Here is a 21,589-nt window from a genome sequence, read left to right on the forward strand (position 1 = left end):
CGGGCGGCCTGCGCCGGATCAGTGCGTCACACCTGGGCAGAAAGTTCGTGCCGGGTCAGGTTCAGGTACACCTTTCCGTCTTCGACCCGGTTGATGGCGTCCGCAGCCGCATAGGAGTCGCTGGCCCAGAATCCGCGGGCATCGATTTTGATGTAGCCCGCATGGAACAACCGCCGGGCCATCAGCTCGGGTACTTTCGGTTCCCTGCCGAAGACAGCACTCAGCCCGAGGTTGAGCAAATCCTGTTGGGAAGCCGTGGCGGCTTCTTCGAACACTTCTGCCTTCGTGTTGGCCGGAACGATGCGCTCAACGGCACCGATATCATCGCCCGACGCATCCACAACGCGCATTCCCCTGGACACGGATTCCAAGACGTCCACGATCGTCCTCCTCCACTCAACTTCATTACGGCACCGTTGCGCCCCACGGTCAAGGGGGGTGTGGCTTGGGCAGGCGTCGCCAATAGGGGCGCTCGCAGACGTTAAGCCCACGCCACTACGAGCCTGGCCACCTGGGCGGGAACGGCGAGGTCGATCCCGGTCAGGTCCTGGAAGCGGTTGAGCCGGTTGAGGATGGTGTTGCGGTGGCAGAAGAGGACCTGGGCCGTGGTGGTGATGTTGCCGGTGGACAGGAAATGGCGCACAGTCTCCTCGAGGCGTTCGCGTTCTCCGCCTCGGCACGGCGCGAGTGCCGCGTCCAGATCCGCCCACAGGTCCAGGCCAGCATCCTGGAGCTGTTGCTTGGCCAGCCGGGCCCACGCCGCGGCGGCCGTCAGCGGTCCCCGGTCCGTCGGATGGAGCAGCAGGGCCAGGCGCTCAGCGGTCCGGGCGGCCGGCGGGAGGCCGCGCAGCCCGGAGAAACTCTCCACATAGCCGCAGGGGATCCCGGCGATGCCGGCCGGGATAAACGGCGCCGCGGGTTGCCGCACGCCGACCGTGGCCTTACCCAATGCCCAGAAGACATACGTACTGCCTCCGAATTCGTGGACAAAAAGCCGCTGTGAGGACTGGGGGCCCTGGGCAAAGGCGCGGAGCTTGGTGGCCGCCTCCCCGCTGGCGGCCACAATCGAGTAGCGGGCGTCGGGGTCGGTGACCAGGGCGGCTGATGCCTGGCTGATGGTGTCCGCCGAGAGTTCGGATTTGCTGAACAGCCGGGCGATGAATTCGCGCCGGATGTTGGATTCCTCCTGGGCCATGCGGACCCGCTCGGCCGAATAGCTCGAGTGCGTGTGCGCGGCGAATTCGTCCACCACACCCCACACCCGGTCCACCCGGGACGTGAGCAGCGCCGCATCCTGGGGCTCGGAGATCTGAAGTAAATCCTCCCACAGGATGCTGAAATCAAGCCGCACAGCCGAGGTGAGGGCTTCGGGTGAGATCCCGGCGCGTGCCCTCTTCGCTCCCAGCTCCAACGAGAACCGCACCAGCGAGTCCTGGTCGCCGTTGCGTCCGGACCGCTGCAGTTCCTTGTCGCGCAGCCCGTCCACCAGCCGGTGGAACGTTTCGCGCGCCGTATCCCGCAGTTCCGTCATGTCCACGGTGCTGCCGGAGTATTCGGGAATCTCCTGCACCCGCGCTAAAAACAGCTCAGTCAGTTCGTGGACACGGCCATGCAGCCGCTCAACCAACTCTCCCCAGCGGGCGCCATAGTCCTGATCATTGTGCATTCCCACATTCTAGGACCAATATCCCGTGGTGCATTGCTAGTTTTTTTGGACGAACCTACTGGAAGAATGGATTCACGTTCAAGGTGCGCCGCATCACCTGACAAGCGGCCAGCAGGCTGTAGGCCCGCACCATCCGGTCAGTATCTATCTGGAGTATTCATGGCAATCAACGACAGCACGGCGACAGGCGTGGACCAGCAGGTCCCGCGCATCGTGGATGAGAGTGTCACCCGCAAGGTGGCCCTGGCAGCCCTTGTTGGCACAGCCCTTGAGTGGTACGACTTCTTCCTTTTCACCACCGCCGCGGCACTGGTGTTCAATGCCCAGTACTTCGTGTCCGAGGACCCGTTCGTGGCCGCCATGAGCTCCTTCGCCACCCTCGCTGTCGGCTTCGTGGCGCGCCCCATCGGAGGCTTCATCTTCGGCTCGCTCGGGGACAAGATTGGCCGGAAGAAGATCCTCATGGTCACCATCGTGGGCATCGGCGTTGTGACCGGCCTGATCGGTCTCCTGCCGAACTACATGACCATCGGCGTCGCAGCCCCCATCATCCTGGTAGCACTGCGCATCCTGCAGGGCCTGGCCGTGGGCGGCGAGTGGAGCGGCGCGGTGATTATCGCCGTCGAAAACGCCCCCGTCGCCAAGCGTGCACGCTCTGCGGCGCTGCCGCAGATCGGTTCGCCGATCGGCACCATCCTGTCCTCTGGAGGCTTCTTCGGAATGCTCTATCTGGTGGGCCAGACCAACTTTGACGCCTGGGGCTGGCGCATCCCCTTCGTGGCGGCCATCCCGCTGCTGGCCATCTCCATGTGGATCCGGAGCCGCCTCAGTGAATCCCCCGAATTCGAAGCCCTGATGGAAGCCGGCGAGACCGAACATGCGCCCATCCGCGGTGTCCTGACCAAGAGTTGGCGCCAGATCATGGTAGGCATGTGCTCCGCGCTGCTGGGCATCGGCGGCTTCTACCTCATCACCAGCTTTGTGGTCTTCTACGGCACCAAGATCCTCAAGATGCCCTACGAAACCCTCCTGCTGGGCTCGCTCCTCGCTGCGGTCTTCGAGATCTTCGTCCTCATCTGGGCCGGACGCATGGGCGAGAAGTACGGTGCCAGCAAAGTGATCCTTTGGGGCGGCGTGGCTTCCGCACTCGTGGCCGTCCCGGTCTTCCTGGCCATCGACACGGCAAATCCGGTGCTGGTCATCGGCGCCATGATCATCGGCGTGGCCACCCTCTCCGTTCCCTACGCTGTCTCGGGCACCGCCCTCACGGCACTGTTCGCCACCCGTGTCCGCTACACCGGCGTAGCCATCACTTCCAACAGCGCCGGCGTTATTTCCGGCTTTGTTCCCCTGATCGCCACAGCCCTCGTGGCTGCCAGCGGCAATTCATTCTGGCCCGGGGCCATCATCCTGCTGGTTGTGTCGGTCCTGACCGCACTCTCAGGGTTGGTCCTGCCCGCCCTCAGTATCGAAGAAGAAGGTATGAAGCATTGAGCACAACAACCACCGCCGGCCACCTGATCGTCGCCCAGCTCGAACGTGCCGGCGTCAAGCGTGTTTACGGCGTCCCCGGCGAAAGCTTCCTGGATGTCCTGGACGGACTGCACGGTTCCTCGATTGAAACCGTCGTGACCAGGCATGAAGGCGGCGCCGGATTTATGGCCCTCGCGGAAGGCCGCCTCACTGAGCTGCCCGGCGTGGCCATGGTGACCCGTGGCCCCGGAGCGGCCAACGCCTTCATCGCCATCCACACGGCCCACCAGGACGCCACCCCCATGATCCTGTTCGTGGGCCTCATCCCCGTGGCGGACCGCGGCCGCGAATCCTTCCAGGAATTCGACATCAACGCCTGGTTCGGCAGCACCGCCAAGAAAGTAGTAACGCTCGACGACGCCGCGTCCGCCGCCCGCGTGGTGGACGACGCCATCTTCACCGCCCTGAGCGGCCGCCCAGGACCCGTGGTCATCGGACTTCCGGAAGACGTGCTGGTCCACGCCATTGCATCCGGGACGGTGGAACCGCGCAAGGTCTCCCGCCCGGCCCCGGCCGCCCCGGACCTGGCCGAGCTCGAAGCCCGGCTCGCCGCCGCCAGCAAGCCCCTCATCGTCGTGGGCGGCGAAGGCTGGACCCAGGAATCCGGCGAAGCCCTGGCCGGCTGGGCCAACCGCCACGGTGTTCCCGTCGTCGCGGATTTCCGAGCCTACGACGCCGTGCCGCACCACTCTGACGCCTACGCCGGTTTCCTCGGCTACGGCCGCAGCGACGCCAACGCCGAACGGCTTGACGCGGCGGACCTGATCGTCTTCCTCGGCTGCGTCCGCGGCGACGTTCTCTCAGACGGTTACACCCGTGGCCTCGACGCCGTGACCGTGGTGGTCAATGCCGACGCCGACCTCCTGGGCCACTTCGGCCGCATGGACCAGCACATCACCGCCGACGTCACGGCCTTCTCCACGGTTCTGGCAGGCGTGGAATCCGCCGTGCGGCCAGCCGCTGGCTGGTTCGCCGACGCCCGCGCCGAGTACCTCAAGTTCTCCTCGGCCCAGCCCGACGGCGGCACGGGCGTGGACCTCGGCGTCGTGATGGAAATCCTCAAGCAGGAAATGGCCGATGACGCTGTCCTCACCTTCGGTGCAGGCAACCACGCCCTGTGGCCAGCCCGCTACCTGCAGCACAACAGCGCCAACTCCCTGGCGGCGCCCCGGAACGGCGCCATGGGCATGGGCATCCCCGCCGCCGTCGCAGCGTCCCTCGCCTACCCGGGCCGGCAGGTCATCTCGGTGGCCGGCGACGGCTGCTTCATGATGAACGGCCAGGAAATCGCCACCGCCATGGGCCACGGCGCGAAGTTCATCGTGCTGGTGGTGGACAACGGCATCTTCGCCACCATCCGCGAACACCAGGAAGCCCACTACCCGGGCCGCCCCTCCGGCACGCACATGACCAACCCGGACTTCGCCGCCCTCGCCCGCTCCTACGGCGGCTACGGCGAGCGCATCGAGAAGGCCGAGGACTTCGCCGGTGCCTTCCGCCGCGCCGTCGAGTCCGGTTTGCCCGCCGTGCTGCACCTGCCGCAGGATCCCACCACCCGTTCCCCCAAGAGCAACTGACTGGAGCCCCACGTGATCACGCTCAAGAACATCATCAACGGCCAGGCCGTTGACGCCTCGGCCAGCCTGCCCTTCTTCGACCCCAGCACGGGACTCCAGATCGGCACCGCCCCGGACAGCGACGCGGCCGCCGTCGACCTCGCCTTCCAGTCCGCGCAGCAGGCATTCAAGGGCTACAGACGCACGACGCCGGGCGAACGCCAGGCCATGCTGCTCAAGCTTGCGGACCTCATCGACGCCAACGTGGACCGCCTGCTGGATGCTGAGGTGGCGTGCACCGGCAAGCCCCGGGCAGCGACCCGCGAGCTGGAAATCCTGCGCGGCGCCGATCAGCTGCGCTTCTTCGCCGGCGCCTGCCGGGTGGTATCCGGCACGGCGTCCACGGAGTACGTCGAGGGCTTCACTTCCTCCATCCGCCGGGAACCGCTGGGCGTGGTCGCGCAGATCACCCCGTGGAACTACCCGTTCATGATGGCCATCTGGAAGATCGGCCCGGCACTCGCCGCCGGCAACACGCTGGTCCTCAAGCCGGCTGACACCACGCCGTGGTCCACGGTGATGCTGGGCGAGCTGGCCCAGGAAGTATTCCCGGCCGGCGTCGTAAACGTTGTCTGCGGCGGCCGCGACGCCGGTGCCGCCATGGTTGACCACGAGATCCCGGAAATGGTGTCCATCACCGGATCCACCCGCGCCGGAGCACAGGTGATGTCCGCGGCGGCCAAAACGCTCAAGGACGTCCACCTCGAGCTCGGCGGCAAGGCACCCGCGATCGTCTTCGCCGACGTCGACATTGCCCGCACCGCCCGGGAGATCGCGCTGAGCGCCTTCTTCAACGCCGGCCAGGACTGCACGGCAGTCACCCGCGTGCTGGTGGAGCAGTCCATCCAGGCCGAGTTCGCCGCTGCCCTTGGAGCCGCGGCGGCCGCGCTGACCGTGGGCGGCGACGACGCAGACCTCGGGCCGTTGAACAGCGCCGCGCAGCTTGAACGGGTGGAGGGGTTTATGTCCCGGCTCCCGGCGAACGCCACGGTCCTCTCCGGCGGCAAGCGCACCGGCACCGGCTATTATTTCCAGCCCACCGTGATCGACGGCGTCTTCCAGAGCGACGAGGTGGTGTGCGACGAGATCTTCGGTCCCGTGCTCACCGTGCAGCCCTTCGCCACGGAGGAAGAGGCCATCGAGCTGGCCAACGGCACCAAGTACGCTCTGGCCTCCAGCGTCTGGTCCGAGAACCACGGCGTGGTCACCCGGGTGTCCATGGAGCTGGATTTCGGCGCCGTCTGGATCAACTGCCACCAGGTGATCCCCGCCGAAGCCCCGCACGGCGGCTTCAAGCATTCCGGCACCGGCAAGGATCTCTCCGTCTACGGACTTGAGGACTACACCCGGATCAAGTCCGTCACCACGTCACACCGGTAGGCCAGGAATCCGATCATGAAACTCGACCTCCTGCTGCGCAACGCGGACATCATCACGATGGACGCGGACCGTCCGCGCGCCACCGCGCTGGGTGTGTGGCAGGGGCGCATTGTGGGCTTCGACGGCGACCTCGACGGGCTGGCTGCCTCCGAGGTCCGGGACCTGGACGGTGCCACTGTGACGCCGGGCTTCATCGACGCCCACTGCCACACTGCCTGGTTCGGCCTCGGCCTGGCGGAACTGGACGTGTCCGGTGCCCGCGGGCTGGACCAGCTGTACGCGCTGCTGGAGGCGGAAACGGCTGTGGACTCCGGACAGGGCGGGTCCGGACAGGGCGGTGGCTGGCTCCTGGCCAACGGCTTCAGCCAGCACCACCATGGCGGGGCTTTCCCCGACATCGCGGTGCTGGATCGGATCACGGGCGGACGTCCGCTGCTCATCCGGCACAACTCCGGGCACATGGCGGTGGCCAACACCGCGGCTTTGCGGCTGGCAGGTGCCCAGGCGCCGTCGTTCCCGGATCCCGACGGCGGGCTGATAGTCCGCGACGCCGGCGGCAGGCCCACCGGCCTCATCCAGGAAACGGCGCAGCAGCTGATCCAGAACCTTATCCTGCCGTACTCCCTCGACGCCCTGGAAGATGCCCTGGACCGTGCCACCCTGCACTATGCCGCGGAGGGCATCACGAGCTTTACGGAAGCGGGCATCGGCGGCGGCTGGATCGGACACAGCCCCGTTGAACTGGCGGCATACCAGCGCGCCCTGGCCAACGGCAGGCTGCATGCCCGTGCCCAAGTGATGCCGGTGCTCGATGTCCTGCATGCGTTGGACGTGCACGCTTCGGACAGCCCCGGAACCATGCCCGCCGGCCTGGATTTGGGGATCGCCAGCGGCTTCGGAAGCGACTTCCTCTCCCTCGGGCCCGCCAAGGTTTTCCTCGACGGCTCGCTGCTGGGGGAGACGGCGGCCGTCAGCCAGGAGTTCTGCAGCCACGGCCAGCGCGACAACACCGGCAACAGGGGCTACTTCCAGGCCGATCCGGACCAGCTCAGGGACAGGATCGAGGCCGCCTACGCCGCCGGGTGGTCAATCGCCGCCCACGCCATCGGCGACCGCGCCGTTGACCTGGCCATCACCATCCTGGCGGACTGCACCGCCAAATACGGGCGCAGGGCACTGCCGAACCGGATCGAACACGCCTCCATGGTCAGGCCCGAACAGCTGGCCGCCCTGGCGTCGGCAGGAATCGCGGTCACCCCGCAGGCAAGCTTCTTCCGGGACGGCGGCGATGGCATGACGGAATCGCTGGGCCCCGCAAGGCTGGGCTGGGCGTACCGGGCGGCGACGTTCCTGGCGGCCGGCGTGACGCTGGCCGGCAGCTCGGACCGGCCCGTGGCCGACGGCAACGTGCTCAAGGGAATGCAGGCCTTTGTGGACCGCCGGATGGCCTCCGGCGGCGTGTTCGGCAACCTGGACGAACGGCTCACCCCGCTCCAGGCCCTCGCCGCTTACACGACCGGTGCGGCCGCAGCCACCGGCGCCGGCGCCCTGAAAGGGTCACTGACGCCCGGCAAACTGGCGGACTTCACCATCCTGTCCGGATCGCCCCTGACCGCCGCCAACATCGCAGACCTCCGGATCCTGGGCACCGCCGTCGGAGGTTCCTTCACTTACCGGGCGGATGCGCCGCCGGCCGCCCGCACCAACGCTTTACCAACCACTGACCACCACCATTCCGACCAGCATCGTTCATAGGGGAACACCATGACTACAACACCCACCTTCACCGCCCCCGACGTCGCCTTCGTTGAAGACTTCCGGACCATGAGCCGGTTCGGCGCCACGGAAAACGGCGGCGTGGACCGCCAGGCAGCCACGGCCGCGGACGGCGAGCAGCGCCGCTGGCTGACCGGCATGCTGGAGGTCCGCGGGTTCACCGTGAAGTTCGATCGCGCCGGCAACCAGTGGGGCCTTTTCGAGGCCGTGCCGGGGGCGCCCTTTGTGGTGGTCGGCTCGCACATGGATTCGCAGCCGACGGCGGGCCGCTACGACGGCGCCTTCGGCGTCCTGGCCGCGGCCCACGCAGCCTTCCGGCTGGTGGAGAAGTGGGCGGGCGGCTCCGCGACTCCGAAATTCAACATCGCGGTGGTGAACTGGTTCAACGAGGAAGGTTCCCGTTTCAAGCCGTCCATGATGGGATCCTCCGTCTATACCGGCAAGCTCGCCCTTGAAACGGCCCTCGACACCACGGACACGCAGGGGATCAGTGTCCGCGAGGCGTTGGACGGCGTCGGCTGTCGCGGCGACTACGACGGACCAGCCGCTGCCTCCTGCGCCGAAATCCACATCGAGCAGGGCCGCAGCATGGAACGCGACGGCATCACCATCGGCCTGGTGCAGTCCAGCTGGGCGGCCAACAAATACGAGTTTGTGGTCCACGGCGAACAGGCCCACACAGGTTCCACCGTGATCGCCGACCGCAAGGACGCCCTCCTCGGCGCCGCCATGCTCGTGGTGGCGGCCCGCGAACTGGCCGACAGGTTCCCTGGCGTGCTGCACACCTCGGTGGGCGAGTTGACCGTGTACCCCAATTCGCCCGTGGTGGTTCCGTCCCGGGTCAACCTCCTGCTGGACCTGCGCAGCGCGGACGAGTCCGTCCTGGCCGAGGCCGATGCCCTGCTTCACGAACGGATCCCGGCGATTGAACGCGCGGCCAACATCAGCGTGGAGCGGAACCATTCGCACTCCTGGCCGGTGACCCCGTACCAGACCGAAGGCGTGGAGCTCGCAGCCAAGGTGGCCGCGGACCTGGGCCTGTCCAGCACGCAGGTCATGACTCTCGCCGGGCACGATTCGATCAACATGAAGGACCTGGTCCCCACCGTGATGCTGTTCGTCCCGAGCGTGGACGGAATCTCCCATAACGAACACGAATACACCACCGACGAGGACATCGTGGCCGGCCTCGCCATGCTCACCGAAGTGGTCAACCGCCTCTGCAACGGCGAGCTGGAGGGCTAGGGGAGCGGCAGGCTAAGCCTGTCCGCCCGAGGCCCGCACTGGTCCCGTCGACTCCCGCATGACCAACTCCATGGGGTCCAGCACCAGGGTTTCGGTCGATGTGTTAATGCCGCGAATCCGCGCGATGAGTTCCTTCATGCTTCGGGCGCCGAGCGTTTCAAGGTCCATGTGCACAGTTGAAAGGGACGGAATCAGGAATGAGGATTCGGACATGTCGTCCCAGCCGAACACGCTGACTTCCCCCGGTACCGGTATGCCGCGCTCGTGCAAGGCACGGATGACGCCAATGGCCATCTGGTCGTTGCCCGCTACAACGGCCGTTACGTCCTTCAGGCCGGCAATCTTCTTGCCGGCAGCGTAGCCGGACGCCGGGGACCAGTCACCGGCCGCGATGCCCACGGACGTCAATCCCAGTTCCGCAATGGCTTCCTCGTAGGCTGCCTTGCGGTTGCGGGCGGACGGCCAGGCGGCGGGTCCGGCAACGTGGAAGAAATTCCGGTGCCCCAGCGAGGCCAGGTATTGGACGATTTTTGCTGCGGCCGTGCCGTCCGCCAGACTGCCGCGGGCGCGCATTTTGTTGTCGTACTCGCCGGCCACCATCAACGGGACCGATGATTCGCCATCGACGGCCACAGCGGACTTTGGCCGGGGCACAAAAGACAGGATCCCGGCGATGTCCTCTCCGGACAGCAGGTTTCGCAGCTGTTGTGCGCGGGCCTCGGCGGTTCCCTCCATGGCGATTACGTCTACGCGGTAGCCCGCAGAATGGGCCGCACTGGAAGCGCCGTTGAGCATGCGCGCCGGAAAGTACAGGGAGGCCTCGGGAACCACCACCACGACTCGGTAGAGCTCACGCGATCGCAGCGACCGCGCTGCGAGATTCGGTGTGTAGTTCAGCTCCGACAACGCCATTTCAACGCGCTCCACCGTGGCCGGCTTCAGTTTCGACTTGTCACGCAGATAACGGGACACAGTCTGATGGGATACACCGGCCAGGTCCGCCACGTCATAGATAGTGGGTGCCTTTGACCGGCCCGGTCCTGCAGCTGATTGCACCATGGTGGCGTCCCTTCAGATTTTCGTCCTGCGATTGTCGCGGGAGGGATCCGGTCCAGCCTAATCCCTCCCGCTTTGCCGCGACCGCACCCGCATCGGTGGCTCAGGCGGGTCCGCCGGAGTCCCATTTCTGCAGCATCCCGCACATGCCGAAAACCAGGTCCGGGTTGACCGGCGCCGTCCTGGACACGGCGGCGTCCTTAAAGTGGCCGAACCGGCCCTCTGCCAGGTCGGCCAGCCACTGCTCCGTCCGCGCCGCCTCGGGCGCGATCCTCTCGTTCCAGAGTTCCCGCCACCCCGGGACCCGGGACTGGACCAGCCTGACGGCGTCTCGGTGGAACTGTTCGACGGCGTCGAAGTCGCCCGCCAGCGCGGCGTCCTTCAGCAGCCGGTAACCGGCCAGCGCCGCGTCCCGCCGGGTGAGGGCAGCGGAAGCCAGCGAGTCCGACGCCGGGCCAGGCCCGCCGTCGAGCGCTGCGGTCCGAGCGTACCGGCCAGCGTCGGCCACGATGTCCGCCTCGAATGTGAGGACCGCGTCGCCGGCTTCCGGCAGCCCGCCGTTCTGCATGATGGCCAGGACGTCCAGGCCTCCGGTGTTTACGATCCGGTGGATCGTTCCGGGACTGAACCACAGGAGGTCGTTGGGGGCCAAGTCGTGGGACTCGTAGCCGGACACTGTGATCGTTTCCACCCGCCCGGTTCCCGCCAGCACCAGGTAGGCCTCGGTGGAGGCCGTGTGCATGTGCGGGGAACCCCCGCACACGCCATCGGACGCCTCCCAGTCGTAGACGCCAAGCCGCGTGAGGGCCACCGCGCCGGGGAAGGGTGCCGTCTGCCGGGTTGCCGTCATGCGTGCGACGCCACCTTTTGTTGCTGCAGCGAGGCGGCGGCTGCTGCTGCGAGGGCGTCGAGCCGCTCCCCGTCGGAGTCGCCGTCGGCGATCACCACGGCGTACCGGTTGACCATGGTGGCGCCGGCGGCGAAGGTGAACTCCTCGCTGAAGAACGGGGCGGGGCCGAAGCAGGCGAAAGGCTCGGACCGGGCGAACCACTCGGGCGGGTGCTGGGCGTTGTTGGTGTCGTCGGCGATCAGCACGGTGGAGAAGCGGCAGGTGTCATCGTGCTGGCCGACAAACGCGAGCCACGGCCCGCGCGTGCCGCGGAGTGCTTCGCCGCTGGCGCCGCCGGGGCCGGCGATCCGGCCGCCGGCGAATTCGCGGGGCCCGCGCCAGAACAGGCCGCCGTAGCCGGCGTTTTCGCGTCCTTCGGTGGTGGGGGAGCCGATCCGGATGTCGCTGCCGGAGACGTTGGTCATGGCCGTTTCGAAGACCAGGTTCCAGGAGCTTTCGTCAGCGCCGGGGCTGATCCGGATGCTGCGGACCTCGTCCACAACCTTCTTCCCGCCCTGCGTCCACCAGCTGAGCGCATGAGTGAAACGGAAGGCGCCGCCGTCGAGCCCGGCGTTGATGACGCGTTCGTGCCGCATGCTTCCGTTGTTGGGGAGCCATTTGTAGTCTTCCCCGCGGCGGTAGCTGGGCCCGCCCCAGAAGTTGTCGTCGCCGAAGTGGGGCAGGGACCAGGCGATGCCTTTGTGCCACACGTGGTCCCAGGGCCGGTACACGCTGACGGTTTCCCCGGCGGTGGTGCGCAGCGGGTGGAAGAACGGCCGCGGTGATTCGCGCTGTTCGTCGGTGGCGTCGTAGGTGTAGGTGGCGATTTCCAGGTCCCCGAGCGAGACGGTCAGGGACTGGTTGTCATCGCGCCAGGTGAGTGCTGTTGATGTGCTCATGCGTTGAGTGCTTCCTCTTGCTTCCAGGGTTCAAGGTGGCCGTCCATGCGGGTGAAGAACGGGCTGGACTCATCGATCTGGCCGCGGGCGATGGTGGTTCCGCTGACGCTGGACGCGTAGATGGCGGCGGCCAGCTCCATGGTGGCGTAGGCGTCGGTGATGGAGACGGGGGCGGCTTCGCCTCCCTGCAGGCTGCGGATGATGGCCGCGTACTGCGCCGCGTGGCCGCTTTGCTGGTCCTCGCCCTGGGCCCAGAGGCCGACGACGGTGTCCTGGCCGGGTGCCGGCGTCACCGTCCAGTTGTGGTCGGTGTAGCCGTAGAGATGGTCCAGTTCGACGGTCGCGTTTTCGTAGTCCAGCCGGAGGTAGGAGGCTTCGCGGGGCGAGATCACGGAGTTGATGATGGTGGCGATGGCGCCGGATTCGAAGCGGACCACCGCGGCGGAGGCATCCTCGGTGTCGGTCTTCCGGGCAAGCTTGCCGGCGAAGGCCGTCAGTTCGGACCACGGGCCCCAGAGGTGCAGGAGCAGGTCGAACTGGTGGATGCCGTGGCCCATGGTGGGCCCGCCCCCTTCAACGTCCCACAGTCCCCGCCAGGGCACATCGAAGTAGGGCTGGTCGCGGAACCAGAGGGTGTTGCAGGTTCCCACGAGCTGCCTGCCGAGGGCGCCGGAGCGCTGCAGGGCGAGCAGCCGCTGGGCGCCGGACCCGAACCGGTGCTGGAAGATGCAGCTCAGCGATCCTGCCGATCCTGCCTCGGCGGCTTCGAGTTCGCGCATCTGGCTCAGGGAAAGCGCCGGGGGTTTTTCGATGACTGTGTGCAGGCCGAGCGAGAGCGCCTCCAGTGCGAGTGGAAAGTGGCTGGACGGCGGTGTGCAGATGGCTACGAGATCCAGCCTGCCGCCGTCGGCCGCTTCTTGGAGGTTCGCTGCGGTGCGGGTGACGCCCCACTTGGTGGCGAAGGCCGCCGCGCGGGACGGGTCGATGTCGATGGCGGCGGCGAGTTCCACGCCCGGCTGCTGCTGCAGGGCCTGCGCGTGGGCGTTGGCGATGCCGCCGGTGCCCACGAACGCCACGCGCAGTGGCGTGCCGTCGTCGTGATTGTTTTTGTCAGTCATGTCTACTTCCGGAGTGAGGAGGAGAGTTCGTCGATGAAAGGCTGTGCGGCCTTTTCGGGGGTAGTGCGTTCGAACAGGATGTCGGAGGTGTAGCGGCTGAGGATGTCCAGGATGGTGCTGCCGCCGGCGGGCGTGATGGGCGGGGCGGGACGGACCTCGTCGGCGATGGCGTCGGTGAAATCGATGGCGGCCTTGTCCGTGGCGTTAAGCTTGGGCGCGATGGCCTCACGGATTTTGGTGTTCGCCGGGATCCCGCGTTCGGTGAGCATGATGTCCGCGGCGGTCTGGCTGTTGGTCAGGTAGTTGAGGAACTTTTCGGCGGCCTTTTGGTGCTTGGTGCGGGACGACACGGACCAGAACATTGACGGCTTGTAATAGGCGCCGCGTTGCTCAGCACTTGATTCGCCGGGGAGGCGCAGCAGCTTAAGCTCCTGGCCGCTTGCCCCCGAGAATGCCGTGAGCTGCGTGCTGAACACGCCGGCGAAGCCCATCTCGTTCTTGGCCAGGGCAGTCTGGTTCAGCGAGGCCGAGGCGTTTTCAATGATCGCGGAGGGCTTGGGTCCGGCGCCGGACGTCGACAGCTCCAGTGTGTTTTTCCAGAAGGCAGTGAGGGTCTCGGGCTTGATAACCACCTTGCCGGAGTCGTCGTAGAGGCGGTCGCCATTCTGCCGTGCCCAGATGTAGAGGTCCTGGTCGCCGTACTGGACACCGACGCCGGTGGCGCCGGCTCCGCTGTCACTGATCTGCTTGCCGAGCTTCTGGTAGTCCTCCCACGTCCAGGTGGTGTCGTCGGGCATGGCCACGCCAGCCTTCGCGAGGACGCCGGGGTTGGCAGCGATGCAGAAAGTGGCCACGCCGGTGACCAGGCCCACGAGCTGGCCGTCCACCTCGCCGCTCTTAAGCGTGTCCGGTTCAATGCCGGAGGTATCCAGCCCGCTGAGTTTCTTGATGTCCAGCAGAGCGCCTCGGTCGCCATATTCGCGGACGTACTTCTCGTCCATTTGGATGATGTCGGGGGCGTCGTTGGCGGCCACCTGGGTGGCGAGCTTGTCCCAGTAGCCGTTCCAGTCGCTATATTCGCCCACCACCGTGATGTTCGGGTTTTCAGCGTGGAAGGCGTCGATGACTTTCTGTGTTGCCTTCTGGCGGGCATCACCGCCCCACCAAGTGAACCTGATGGTGACTGGGCCTGTCTCGTCCGCGGCTGGTGTGCCGGCGGCGCATCCTGACAAGGCCAGGACGGATGCTGCGACGGCGGCGGAGAGCTTTAGGTAGCTTCGGCGGGTGGGCGTGTGGTTCATGGGAGTCCTTTCGTGAGTGGCGTCGTCGTCGGCGCCACGTCTGATGGGGGCTATTTGATGCCGGTGGTGGCGATGCCCTTGACCAGGAACTTCTGGCCGAGCAGGAAAGCGATAAACACGGGAAGAAGGGAGACGATGGACATGGCGAACAGTGACCCCCAGGAGGTGGAGGCGGTGGCATCGATGAAGGCTCGCAGTGCCACCGGCACGGTGAACATCTGTGGATCCGTGAGGTAGATCAGCTGGCTGAAGAAGTCGTTCCAGGTCCAGATGAAGGTGAAGATCGTGGTGGTTGCCAGCGCCGGCACCATCAGAGGAAGGATCACCTGGAGGAAGATGCGCGGGTGGCCGGCGCCGTCGATCCGTGCAGCTTCGTCGAGGTCTTTCGGGATGCCGCGGATGAACTGGACCATCAGGAACACGAAGAACGCATCGGTGGCCAGTAGCTTCGGGACGATGATGGGCCAGAACGTGTTCACCCACCCGATCTGCGAGAACAGGATGTACTGCGGCACGATCACCACATGGAATGGAAGCATGATGGAGATCAGCATCGCTCCGAACAGCCATTTCTTGCCCTTGAAGTTCAGGCGGGCGAAGGCGTAGGCGGCCATGGAGCAGGACACCAGGTTTCCGAGGATGCAGCCCAGCACCAACACCGCTGAGTTCAGCAGGTAGGTGGAAAACGGGCTTGCCAGTGCGTTCCAGCCCTCGCTGTAGTTGCTCGCCTCGAATGTGGAGAGCAGTAGCCCGGGTTCCCGGAAGATCAGGTCGTTGGGCCGTAGCGAGGAGGCGATCATCCAGAGCAACGGGTAGATCATGGCCAGGGCGGACACGGTCAGGATAAGGTGTTTGGCCAAGGCGCGGAGGCGGATGGCGGAGGGCGACTTGGAGCGTTGGCGGGAGTTCCTGCGCTGCCCTGGATCGGTACTGGAGGCGGTTAGGTTGCTGAGTGTGATGGGCCGTGGCCGGATTTCAGTCGTCATAGAACACCCAGAACTTTGAGGCGTAGAAGTTGATGGCGGTGAAGGCACCGATGATGAGCAGGAGCACCCATGCCATGGCCGAGGCGTAGCCCATGTCGAACTGGCCGAAGCCCTTCTGGTACAGGTACAGCGTGAAGAACATCGTTGAATCCGAGGGGCCGCCCGTGCCTCCGGAGACAATGAATGCCTGCGTGAAGGACTGGAAGGCGCCCACGATCTGCAGCACCAGGTTGAAGAAGATGATGGGGCTCAGCAGCGGCAGCGTGATCCTGAAGAACTGGGCCGCCTTGGAAGCACCGTCCACCTGCGCCGCCTCGTAGTACATGTGGGGGATCTGCCGGAGGCCCGCCAGGAAGATGATCATGGGGCTGCCGAAGGTCCAGATGTGCAGCAGGATGATGGTGCTCAGGGCCGTGCTGGGGTCCGAGATCCAGCCCAGGCCTTCGATCCCGACGATCGCCAGGAACTGGTTCACCAGGCCGGTGGTGCCGAAGATCTGCTTCCACAGGATGGCTACGGCGACCGATCCGCCGAGCAGTGACGGCAGGTAGAACACGGACCGGTAGAACGGGAGGCCGCGGATGCCACGGTCCAGGACGATTGCGATGAGCAGGGCGACGGCCAGTTGGAGGGGGACGCCCACCAGAACATAGATGAACGTGACCTTGAGCGAGTTCTGCAGGCGGGAGTCCTCAAGCATCCTCGCGAAATTCTCGAAGCCTACTAGGTTCGGTTCCTGGAGAAGGTTGTAGTCGGTGAAGGACAGGTACAGCGAGATCAGCATCGGGCCGAGCGTGATGGCCACCAGGCCCACCAGCCAGGGGCCGAGGAAGACCATGGCGGCCTTGGTGTCCCGGGCTTCAGCGCCCAGGCCGTTGCCCTTGAGCCTGCTGAGCTCGGAGAGGGCGCTCATGGCGCAGCCTGCGATCGCGGAGCCCGGTAGGCGGCATCTCTGGTGCCCGGGCGGAGTGACAGTTTCATTGCTTCCTAACTGGGACGTTGGGCCCACTGCGGCGTGGCACAGGAACGTCCGCGATGTATGGAGGAAAACGGTGTCGACCGGGGCCATCAGATGATGACGCTGCAGAATGGAGGTGTTGGCTCTCAATCCCGACTAAAGTGATCGATAACACAAGTATTAGTTATCGATCACTTTCTGTCAACGGATTAGTGGCGGGAAGAATTGCCCGGGAGTCAGATCCAGCAGGAAACACTAATAGCCCGGTGCGCGGCAACTGCCGCGCACCGGGCCATTACTTGGAAACTAGCGCTTGACGGCGTCCAGCTTGAGCATCTTGGCGATGACGCCGTCCAGCTCGGAGTCGTCGAAGATCTTCTTCCAGTCGTCCTTGATGATGGTGTCCTTGCCATACTGGATGGCGATTTCGCAGGCCTCCGAGAACGGGTTCGAGCCGCGCAGCGCGTTGGTGAGGGCGATCTGGACGTGGCCGAACAGCATGGCCTTGGCCGCTTCCTCGGGAACGCCGGCGGTGTGCACGGTCTCGTACAGCGCCTCGTTGAGGAGGGTGCCGATCATGCAGGCCACGGTTTCCACCAGGGTGGGCTCGAGGATGGCGAGCTGCTTCACGGTGACCCAGTGGACGTCGATCACGGGTGCGTAGATGATGCGAATGGTGGCCTCGGCGGCTGCCTTGGAGTCTTCCGGGGCGTCCTCGTCGATCGCGGCAACCACGTTCTGCGGGGCGCCCTCGCCGCCGAAGGTGTCGGCCCATTCCTCCTTGCTGGTGCGCTCCAAGAACACGGACGGGTGGCACGGGTGCGCCACCGCCTGGACGACGTCGTCGCGCTTTGCCAGCAGCCCGGCGTAGGCGGCGGCGGGGTCCAGGGTGAGCAGGATCGCGCGGGCCTTCATCTGGGGGACAACACCCTCGGACACCACGCCCAGGACGGTGTCCGGGACGGCGAGGATGACCACGTCGGCGCCCTTGACGGCGTCCTCAGTGGAGGTGATGTCGCGGCCTTCGGAGCGGACGCGCTCCTGGCCGGCGGGGGAGTTCTCGCTGTAGAAGACGGTGTGGGCGCTCTTCTGGAGGTTCCGGGATACGCGCATCCCCATTTTGCCACCGGCTCCGACGACGGCGACGGTCAATTTTTCTGCTGACATTTCACTTGCTCCTTAGGAATTCGATGCTGTGCTGGGTCCACTGGTTTTCGAGGCGGATGGTTTCCGCTTCGGAGTCCTGCCATGGCAGCCAGTGTTCGACGATCTGGTTGATGTTTCTTTGGTGGGGCTGGAATTTGGTGACCATGTATTCGTAGTCGAGCAGGCCTTCGCCGAGCGGTGCACCCGCGTACGTGAACCCGACCCAGCCGTCCTTGCGGCTGAACGCAAAGTCCTTGATGTGCATGTTCAGGACATACGGGGCGACGGCGTCAATCACCTCGCGCGGCATTTCCAGGGCCGCGACGGTGTTGGCCGGGTCGCTGCAGATGCCGAGGTACGGGCTGTCCACTGCCCGGATCACGTCCAGGATCCGTGTGGTGGGCACCTGCTCATAGGTTTCCACCGCGATCTTCACCCCGGCAGCCTCAAATTCGGGGAGCACTTCGGTGAAGATTTCTACGGCTTCCTCGTTGTCCGGCGTGTGGCCCGGTACGTTAAACATGGTCCGCAGCAGGGGAGAGTCCAGGATGCCGGCAATGTGCAGGAACTTGCGCAGGTGCTCCGGGCGGATGCCCTTCGTCCCGACTTCCAAGGTGATGCCCAGCCGGTCAGCTGTGGCCCGGACGGCTGCCAGTTCGGAGTTCGTCATGGCTTCTAGCGGGGCGTAGTCGCAGACCTGGAAGAGGTCCACGCCCAGTGCCGCGGTCCGCTCCAGCGCCTGGTGGATGCTGAGCGGTTCGCTGACTTGGTCCGAGAGCTGCCAGAAAAACGCATAGCTGCTCAATCCAATCCTGCTCATGCCGCCACCGCCTTCGCAGCCAGACGCCCAGCCGTCTCGTCCAGGATGGTCTTCAGCGCCTTCGGATCGTGGGCGAAGCGGCCCAGGAACAGGCCGGCGACGGCGGAGTCCAGTCGGGTGATCAGGCCGGGGCCGGCGCTGCCGCCGTAGATGACCCGGCTGTCCGCCTGGCCGGGCAGGGTGCGCAGGTGCGCGTCCAGACCGGTGATGACGGCGCTGATGTAGTCCGGGGTGGCGGGTTCCGGGGCGCCGATGGCCCATTGCGGCTCGTAGGCCACGATGGTCCGGCCGACGGGTCCCAGCGACTGGGCGCGGGTGAGGGCGGCGTCGATCTCGGCGGTGCACTGCGCGATGGCTTCTTCCGGCGAGCCGGCGTGAAGTTCGCCGACACACAGGATGGGCGTGAGGCCGTTGCGGTAGGCGGCGGCCGTCTTCAGCCCGATGATGCCGTCGTCTTCCCCGAAGATCCGGCGGCGTTCGGCGTGGCCCACCTCGGCGTAGCGGCCGCCGAGCTCAGCCACGGTCTTGCCGCCGACTTCACCGGTGAATGCGCCTTCGTCTTCCCAGAAGATGTCCTGGGCCCCGGTGGCCGCCCCGGCAGTGCCCAGGATGCGGGCAGCTTCGGGAAGCGCCGGGAGGCTGGGCAGGACGAACAGCTCAATGTCGCCGCTCTGGACCGCCGGGTGCGCGAACGAGATGGCGGCCACGTCGCGGCAGTAGTCCACCGAGCGGGCGTAGCCGAAGTACATCTTCAGGCTGACGCCGATGATGGCCTTCGGTTTTGCCATGCCGTTGCCGGCGGGGTTAGCAGGAAGTGACACCCTCGTAGTCCTTAATCAGCGTGACTTTCTCTGCGGAGGCGGAGGTTTCGTCGAAGGTGTAGGTGAGCCATTCCTTGGCGAGCCGGCGTGCCAGCTCCAGGCCGACGACGCGCTGGCCGAAGGTGAGGATCTGGGCGTTGTTGCTCAGGACCGAGCGTTCCACGGAGAAACTGTCGTGGGCGGTGACGGCGCGGATGCCTGGGACTTTGTTGGCTGCGATGGCCACGCCGAGGCCGGTGCCGCAGACCAGCAGGGCGCGGTCGGCCTTGCCGGCGGCGATGAGTTCTGCGGCGGCGATGGCCACGGACGGGTAGGGCGTGTGGCTGGTGGCGTCCACTCCCACATCGGTCACGGACTCAACCAGATCCGAGGCCAGCAGGTCTGCCTTCAGGGCTTCCTTGTATTCGAATCCGGCGTCATCGGCTCCGATGACCAGGCGCAGTTTGGCGCTCATGCGTTCTCCTTGACTGTGTTGTTGCTGGGGGTGTTCCCGGCGAAAGAGTTCTCGCCGAAGGTGTTGTGGATGGCCCGGACGATCAGGGCCATGGATACCGCGCCGGCGTCCGGGGTGCCGAGGCTCTTCTCGGCGTGCGGGCGGGCGCGGCCCATAAGCGGCAGCAGTTGGGCGGTATCGTCGGCGGCTTGCTGCGCAACCGTGGCGGCGGCGCCCCACGCGTCGGTGAGGGACTGCCCGGCGTCCACGCCGGCTGCCAAGGCGTCGCGGAACGGTACCAGGACGTCCACCAGGGTTTTGTCTCCGGGCTTGGCTTTGCCGAAGTCCATGATCGCGGCCGCGGCGCCGGCGACTCCGGCGGCGACAGCTCCGGCGTCGGGGGCTTTGGTGTCCCTGACCGCGTCACCGACGGCCCGCAGGGCCATGCCCCAGAGAGCCCCGGACGTGCCGCCGGCCTTGTCGGACCAGGCGTCTGCCGCGAAGTGCAGCGTGGTGGCGGCACCTGCGCCGCGGGCGACGGCGTCCGTGGCGGCCGCGACGGCGGCGCGGACACCGCGTTCCATGCCGATGCCGTGGTCACCGTCGCCGGCGATCGCATCGATTCGGCCCAGTTCGTCGGCGTTGGCGTCCACCACGGCTTTGGCGGCGCCGAGCGCGGCGAGGATGCGGAGGGCGCCGGCGCGGGACTCCGCCGTCGCGTCAGGAATGGAGAGTTCGACGTCGGCCGCCTCGCCGGCGTCGTTCGGCTCAAGGGCGGCGGCCGTAATGGCACCGCGGCGGAAGGCCGGAGCGTCGGCAGGGGCGTTCCAGAGGGTCTCGAGTTCGTCGTCGAGCCAGAAGAGGGTGAGGGAAGTGCCGGCCATGTCGAAGCTGGTCACCAGTTCGCCCACCTGCGGGTCCACCGTTTCGAAGCCGGCGTCGGCCAGGAGCTGGGCGACGCGGCGGTAGACGACGAAAAGCTCCTCGTATTTGACGCTGCCCAGGCCGTTGAGGATGGGGACAACCCGGGCGCCGCTGGTCTCCAAACCGTCGGGGATTTCGGTGAGGAGCTTGGTGACCAGCAGCTCGGCGAGCTCATCCGCCGTCGGGATGTCCGTCTCGCCGATCCCGGGTTCGCCGTGGATGCCCATGCCCACGGCCATCCGGCCCTCGGGGACGGAGAACAGCGGGTGGTCCGCGCCCGGCAGGGTGCAGCCGGTGAACGCGACGCCGAAGGAGCGGGTGCGGTCGTTGGCGCGCTCGGCGACGGTGACGACGTCGTCCATGGGGTAGCCGGCTTCCGCGGCAGCGGCGGCCACCTTGAAGACGGTCAGGTCGCCTGCTATGCCGCGCCGCTTGGCGCGCTCAGCCAGCGGGGCGGAGGAGACGTCGTCGGTGACGGCAATGCTGCGGCAGTCCATGCCTTCCGCCCGGAGGCGGTCCTGGGCCTGGTTGAAGTGCAGGACATCGCCGGCGTAGTTGCCGTAGCCCAGGAGCACGCCGGCGCCGTTGTTGGAGGCCTTCGCCACGTTGTAGACCTGCTGCGCCGAGGGGGAAGCGAACAAGTTGCCCATCGCGGCGCCATGCGCCAGGCCCTGTCCCACCAGCCCGGCGAAAGCGGGGTAGTGGCCGGAGCCGCCGCCGATCACCAGCGCCACCGTGTCCGGGGTGCTCTTGGTATTGCGGACAACGCCGCCGGAGACGCGCTTCACCCAGCGGCCGTGGGAGGCAACAAAGCCTTCGATCATCTCGTCAGCGAAGGCTGCTGGTTCATTGAAAAGGCGTGTCATGGGGAGCTCCTGGGCCTAACTGCGGGGAAGTCGGTTCGGGTGGTGCGGGGTGGGTTGGCCCCGGTGGTTGGGGAGCGAAATCGGTCTCGCCAGGCTCGACCACCGGATTGTTGAGGTGGTGCGGAGGCGTCCCCGGGTAAGGGGGACGCCTCCGGG

General features: G+C 66.4%; 19 protein-coding genes. 5 read left to right on the forward strand and 14 right to left on the reverse strand.

Annotated elements, in window-relative coordinates; translation table 11 throughout:
* Positions 1–26 precede the first annotated feature (26 nt).
* Together AC3IT0_RS10395 and AC3IT0_RS10400 are read right to left on the reverse strand one after the other, a co-directional pair.
* The gene (locus AC3IT0_RS10395) at positions 27–380 is read right to left on the reverse strand and encodes a hypothetical protein (RefSeq protein ID WP_489323603.1); all 354 of its coding nucleotides are present in this window, start codon (positions 378–380) and stop codon (positions 27–29) included.
* A gap of 101 nt (positions 381–481) precedes the next feature.
* Positions 482–1,666 carry an RsbRD N-terminal domain-containing protein gene (locus AC3IT0_RS10400; RefSeq protein WP_489323604.1) on the reverse strand — a complete coding sequence of 395 codons (1,185 nt, stop codon included), beginning with the start codon at positions 1,664–1,666 and terminating at the stop codon, positions 482–484.
* Positions 1,667–1,825: 159 nt separating this feature from the next.
* On the opposite strand from AC3IT0_RS10400, the gene AC3IT0_RS10405 reads away from it, so the two are divergent.
* The 5 genes from AC3IT0_RS10405 to AC3IT0_RS10425 are packed head-to-tail and all read left to right on the forward strand — an operon-like array spanning position 1,826 to position 9,216.
* Positions 1,826–3,160 carry an MFS transporter gene (locus AC3IT0_RS10405; protein ID WP_489323605.1) on the forward strand — a complete coding sequence of 445 codons (1,335 nt, stop codon included), beginning with the start codon at positions 1,826–1,828 and terminating at the stop codon, positions 3,158–3,160.
* On the forward strand, positions 3,157–4,776 hold the full coding sequence (locus AC3IT0_RS10410; protein ID WP_489323606.1) for a thiamine pyrophosphate-dependent enzyme: 1,620 nt from the start codon (positions 3,157–3,159) through the stop codon (positions 4,774–4,776). Before AC3IT0_RS10405 ends, AC3IT0_RS10410 begins: the two co-directional genes overlap by 4 nt.
* 12 nt (positions 4,777–4,788) lie before the next feature.
* On the forward strand, positions 4,789–6,195 hold the full coding sequence (locus tag AC3IT0_RS10415) for a gamma-aminobutyraldehyde dehydrogenase (RefSeq protein WP_489323607.1): 1,407 nt from the start codon (positions 4,789–4,791) through the stop codon (positions 6,193–6,195).
* A gap of 15 nt (positions 6,196–6,210) precedes the next feature.
* A complete protein-coding gene (locus AC3IT0_RS10420) occupies positions 6,211–7,950 on the forward strand; it encodes an amidohydrolase (RefSeq protein ID WP_489323608.1) in 1,740 nt (579 codons plus the stop codon).
* Between the two features lie 9 nt (positions 7,951–7,959).
* On the forward strand, positions 7,960–9,216 hold the full coding sequence (locus AC3IT0_RS10425) for a M20 family metallo-hydrolase (protein WP_489323609.1): 1,257 nt from the start codon (positions 7,960–7,962) through the stop codon (positions 9,214–9,216).
* 12 nt (positions 9,217–9,228) lie between these two features.
* Here the strand turns inward: AC3IT0_RS10425 and AC3IT0_RS10430 are convergent, their stop codons facing one another.
* From AC3IT0_RS10430 to AC3IT0_RS10485, 12 genes are all read right to left on the reverse strand, one after another.
* Entirely contained in the window at positions 9,229–10,275 is a 1,047-nt protein-coding gene (locus AC3IT0_RS10430) for a LacI family DNA-binding transcriptional regulator (protein ID WP_489323610.1), read from the reverse strand.
* Between the two features lie 100 nt (positions 10,276–10,375).
* Positions 10,376–11,122 carry a cupin domain-containing protein gene (locus AC3IT0_RS10435; RefSeq protein ID WP_489323611.1) on the reverse strand — a complete coding sequence of 249 codons (747 nt, stop codon included), beginning with the start codon at positions 11,120–11,122 and terminating at the stop codon, positions 10,376–10,378.
* On the reverse strand, positions 11,119–12,060 hold the full coding sequence (locus AC3IT0_RS10440) for a DUF6807 domain-containing protein (RefSeq protein ID WP_489323612.1): 942 nt from the start codon (positions 12,058–12,060) through the stop codon (positions 11,119–11,121). Before AC3IT0_RS10440 ends, AC3IT0_RS10435 begins: the two co-directional genes overlap by 4 nt.
* The gene (locus AC3IT0_RS10445; protein WP_489323613.1) at positions 12,057–13,178 is read right to left on the reverse strand and encodes a Gfo/Idh/MocA family protein; all 1,122 of its coding nucleotides are present in this window, start codon (positions 13,176–13,178) and stop codon (positions 12,057–12,059) included. The genes AC3IT0_RS10440 and AC3IT0_RS10445 overlap by 4 nt, the downstream gene beginning before the upstream one ends.
* Positions 13,179–13,180: 2 nt before the next feature.
* Complete coding sequence (locus AC3IT0_RS10450) at positions 13,181–14,479, reverse strand: ABC transporter substrate-binding protein (protein ID WP_489323614.1); 1,299 nt, start codon at positions 14,477–14,479, stop codon at positions 13,181–13,183.
* A gap of 50 nt (positions 14,480–14,529) precedes the next feature.
* A complete protein-coding gene (locus AC3IT0_RS10455) occupies positions 14,530–15,465 on the reverse strand; it encodes a carbohydrate ABC transporter permease (RefSeq protein ID WP_489323615.1) in 936 nt (311 codons plus the stop codon).
* Positions 15,455–16,378 (reverse strand): carbohydrate ABC transporter permease, encoded by a 924-nt coding sequence (locus tag AC3IT0_RS10460; protein ID WP_489323616.1) that lies wholly within the window; start codon positions 16,376–16,378, stop codon positions 15,455–15,457. Before AC3IT0_RS10460 ends, AC3IT0_RS10455 begins: the two co-directional genes overlap by 11 nt.
* A 351-nt stretch (positions 16,379–16,729) precedes the next feature.
* The gene (locus AC3IT0_RS10465) at positions 16,730–17,590 is read right to left on the reverse strand and encodes a phosphogluconate dehydrogenase C-terminal domain-containing protein (protein ID WP_489323617.1); all 861 of its coding nucleotides are present in this window, start codon (positions 17,588–17,590) and stop codon (positions 16,730–16,732) included.
* Between the two features lies 1 nt (position 17,591).
* Complete coding sequence (locus AC3IT0_RS10470; protein WP_489323618.1) at positions 17,592–18,389, reverse strand: sugar phosphate isomerase/epimerase family protein; 798 nt, start codon at positions 18,387–18,389, stop codon at positions 17,592–17,594.
* Positions 18,386–19,210 carry a triose-phosphate isomerase family protein gene (locus AC3IT0_RS10475; RefSeq protein ID WP_489323619.1) on the reverse strand — a complete coding sequence of 275 codons (825 nt, stop codon included), beginning with the start codon at positions 19,208–19,210 and terminating at the stop codon, positions 18,386–18,388. The genes AC3IT0_RS10470 and AC3IT0_RS10475 overlap by 4 nt, the downstream gene beginning before the upstream one ends.
* Positions 19,194–19,664: a ribose-5-phosphate isomerase gene (locus AC3IT0_RS10480; RefSeq protein ID WP_489323620.1), complete on the reverse strand. Its 471-nt coding sequence runs from the start codon at positions 19,662–19,664 to the stop codon at positions 19,194–19,196. Before AC3IT0_RS10480 ends, AC3IT0_RS10475 begins: the two co-directional genes overlap by 17 nt.
* On the reverse strand, positions 19,661–21,433 hold the full coding sequence (locus tag AC3IT0_RS10485; protein WP_489323621.1) for a dihydroxyacetone kinase family protein: 1,773 nt from the start codon (positions 21,431–21,433) through the stop codon (positions 19,661–19,663). Before AC3IT0_RS10485 ends, AC3IT0_RS10480 begins: the two co-directional genes overlap by 4 nt.
* Between the last annotated feature and the right edge of the window lie 156 nt (positions 21,434–21,589).

Source organism: Pseudarthrobacter sp. KH_020_B (genome assembly GCF_057840185.1).

What these genes read in the sequence shown, in the direction of transcription:
- AC3IT0_RS10420 (WP_489323608.1), top strand. Translation starts at nt 6,211, where the DNA reads ATGAAACTCGACCTCCTGCTGCGCAACGCGGACATCATCACGATGGAC.
- AC3IT0_RS10400 (WP_489323604.1), bottom strand. Translation starts at nt 1,666, where the DNA reads ATGCACAATGATCAGGACTATGGCGCCCGCTGGGGAGAGTTGGTTGAG.
- AC3IT0_RS10455 (WP_489323615.1), bottom strand. Translation starts at nt 15,465, where the DNA reads ATGACGACTGAAATCCGGCCACGGCCCATCACACTCAGCAACCTAACC.
- AC3IT0_RS10405 (WP_489323605.1), top strand. Translation starts at nt 1,826, where the DNA reads ATGGCAATCAACGACAGCACGGCGACAGGCGTGGACCAGCAGGTCCCG.
- AC3IT0_RS10425 (WP_489323609.1), top strand. Translation starts at nt 7,960, where the DNA reads ATGACTACAACACCCACCTTCACCGCCCCCGACGTCGCCTTCGTTGAA.
- AC3IT0_RS10450 (WP_489323614.1), bottom strand. Translation starts at nt 14,479, where the DNA reads ATGAACCACACGCCCACCCGCCGAAGCTACCTAAAGCTCTCCGCCGCC.
- AC3IT0_RS10435 (WP_489323611.1), bottom strand. Translation starts at nt 11,122, where the DNA reads ATGACGGCAACCCGGCAGACGGCACCCTTCCCCGGCGCGGTGGCCCTC.
- AC3IT0_RS10485 (WP_489323621.1), bottom strand. Translation starts at nt 21,433, where the DNA reads ATGACACGCCTTTTCAATGAACCAGCAGCCTTCGCTGACGAGATGATC.
- AC3IT0_RS10430 (WP_489323610.1), bottom strand. Translation starts at nt 10,275, where the DNA reads ATGGTGCAATCAGCTGCAGGACCGGGCCGGTCAAAGGCACCCACTATC.
- AC3IT0_RS10440 (WP_489323612.1), bottom strand. Translation starts at nt 12,060, where the DNA reads ATGAGCACATCAACAGCACTCACCTGGCGCGATGACAACCAGTCCCTG.
- AC3IT0_RS10480 (WP_489323620.1), bottom strand. Translation starts at nt 19,664, where the DNA reads ATGAGCGCCAAACTGCGCCTGGTCATCGGAGCCGATGACGCCGGATTC.
- AC3IT0_RS10470 (WP_489323618.1), bottom strand. Translation starts at nt 18,389, where the DNA reads ATGAGCAGGATTGGATTGAGCAGCTATGCGTTTTTCTGGCAGCTCTCG.
- AC3IT0_RS10465 (WP_489323617.1), bottom strand. Translation starts at nt 17,590, where the DNA reads ATGTCAGCAGAAAAATTGACCGTCGCCGTCGTCGGAGCCGGTGGCAAA.
- AC3IT0_RS10460 (WP_489323616.1), bottom strand. Translation starts at nt 16,378, where the DNA reads ATGAGCGCCCTCTCCGAGCTCAGCAGGCTCAAGGGCAACGGCCTGGGC.
- AC3IT0_RS10445 (WP_489323613.1), bottom strand. Translation starts at nt 13,178, where the DNA reads ATGACTGACAAAAACAATCACGACGACGGCACGCCACTGCGCGTGGCG.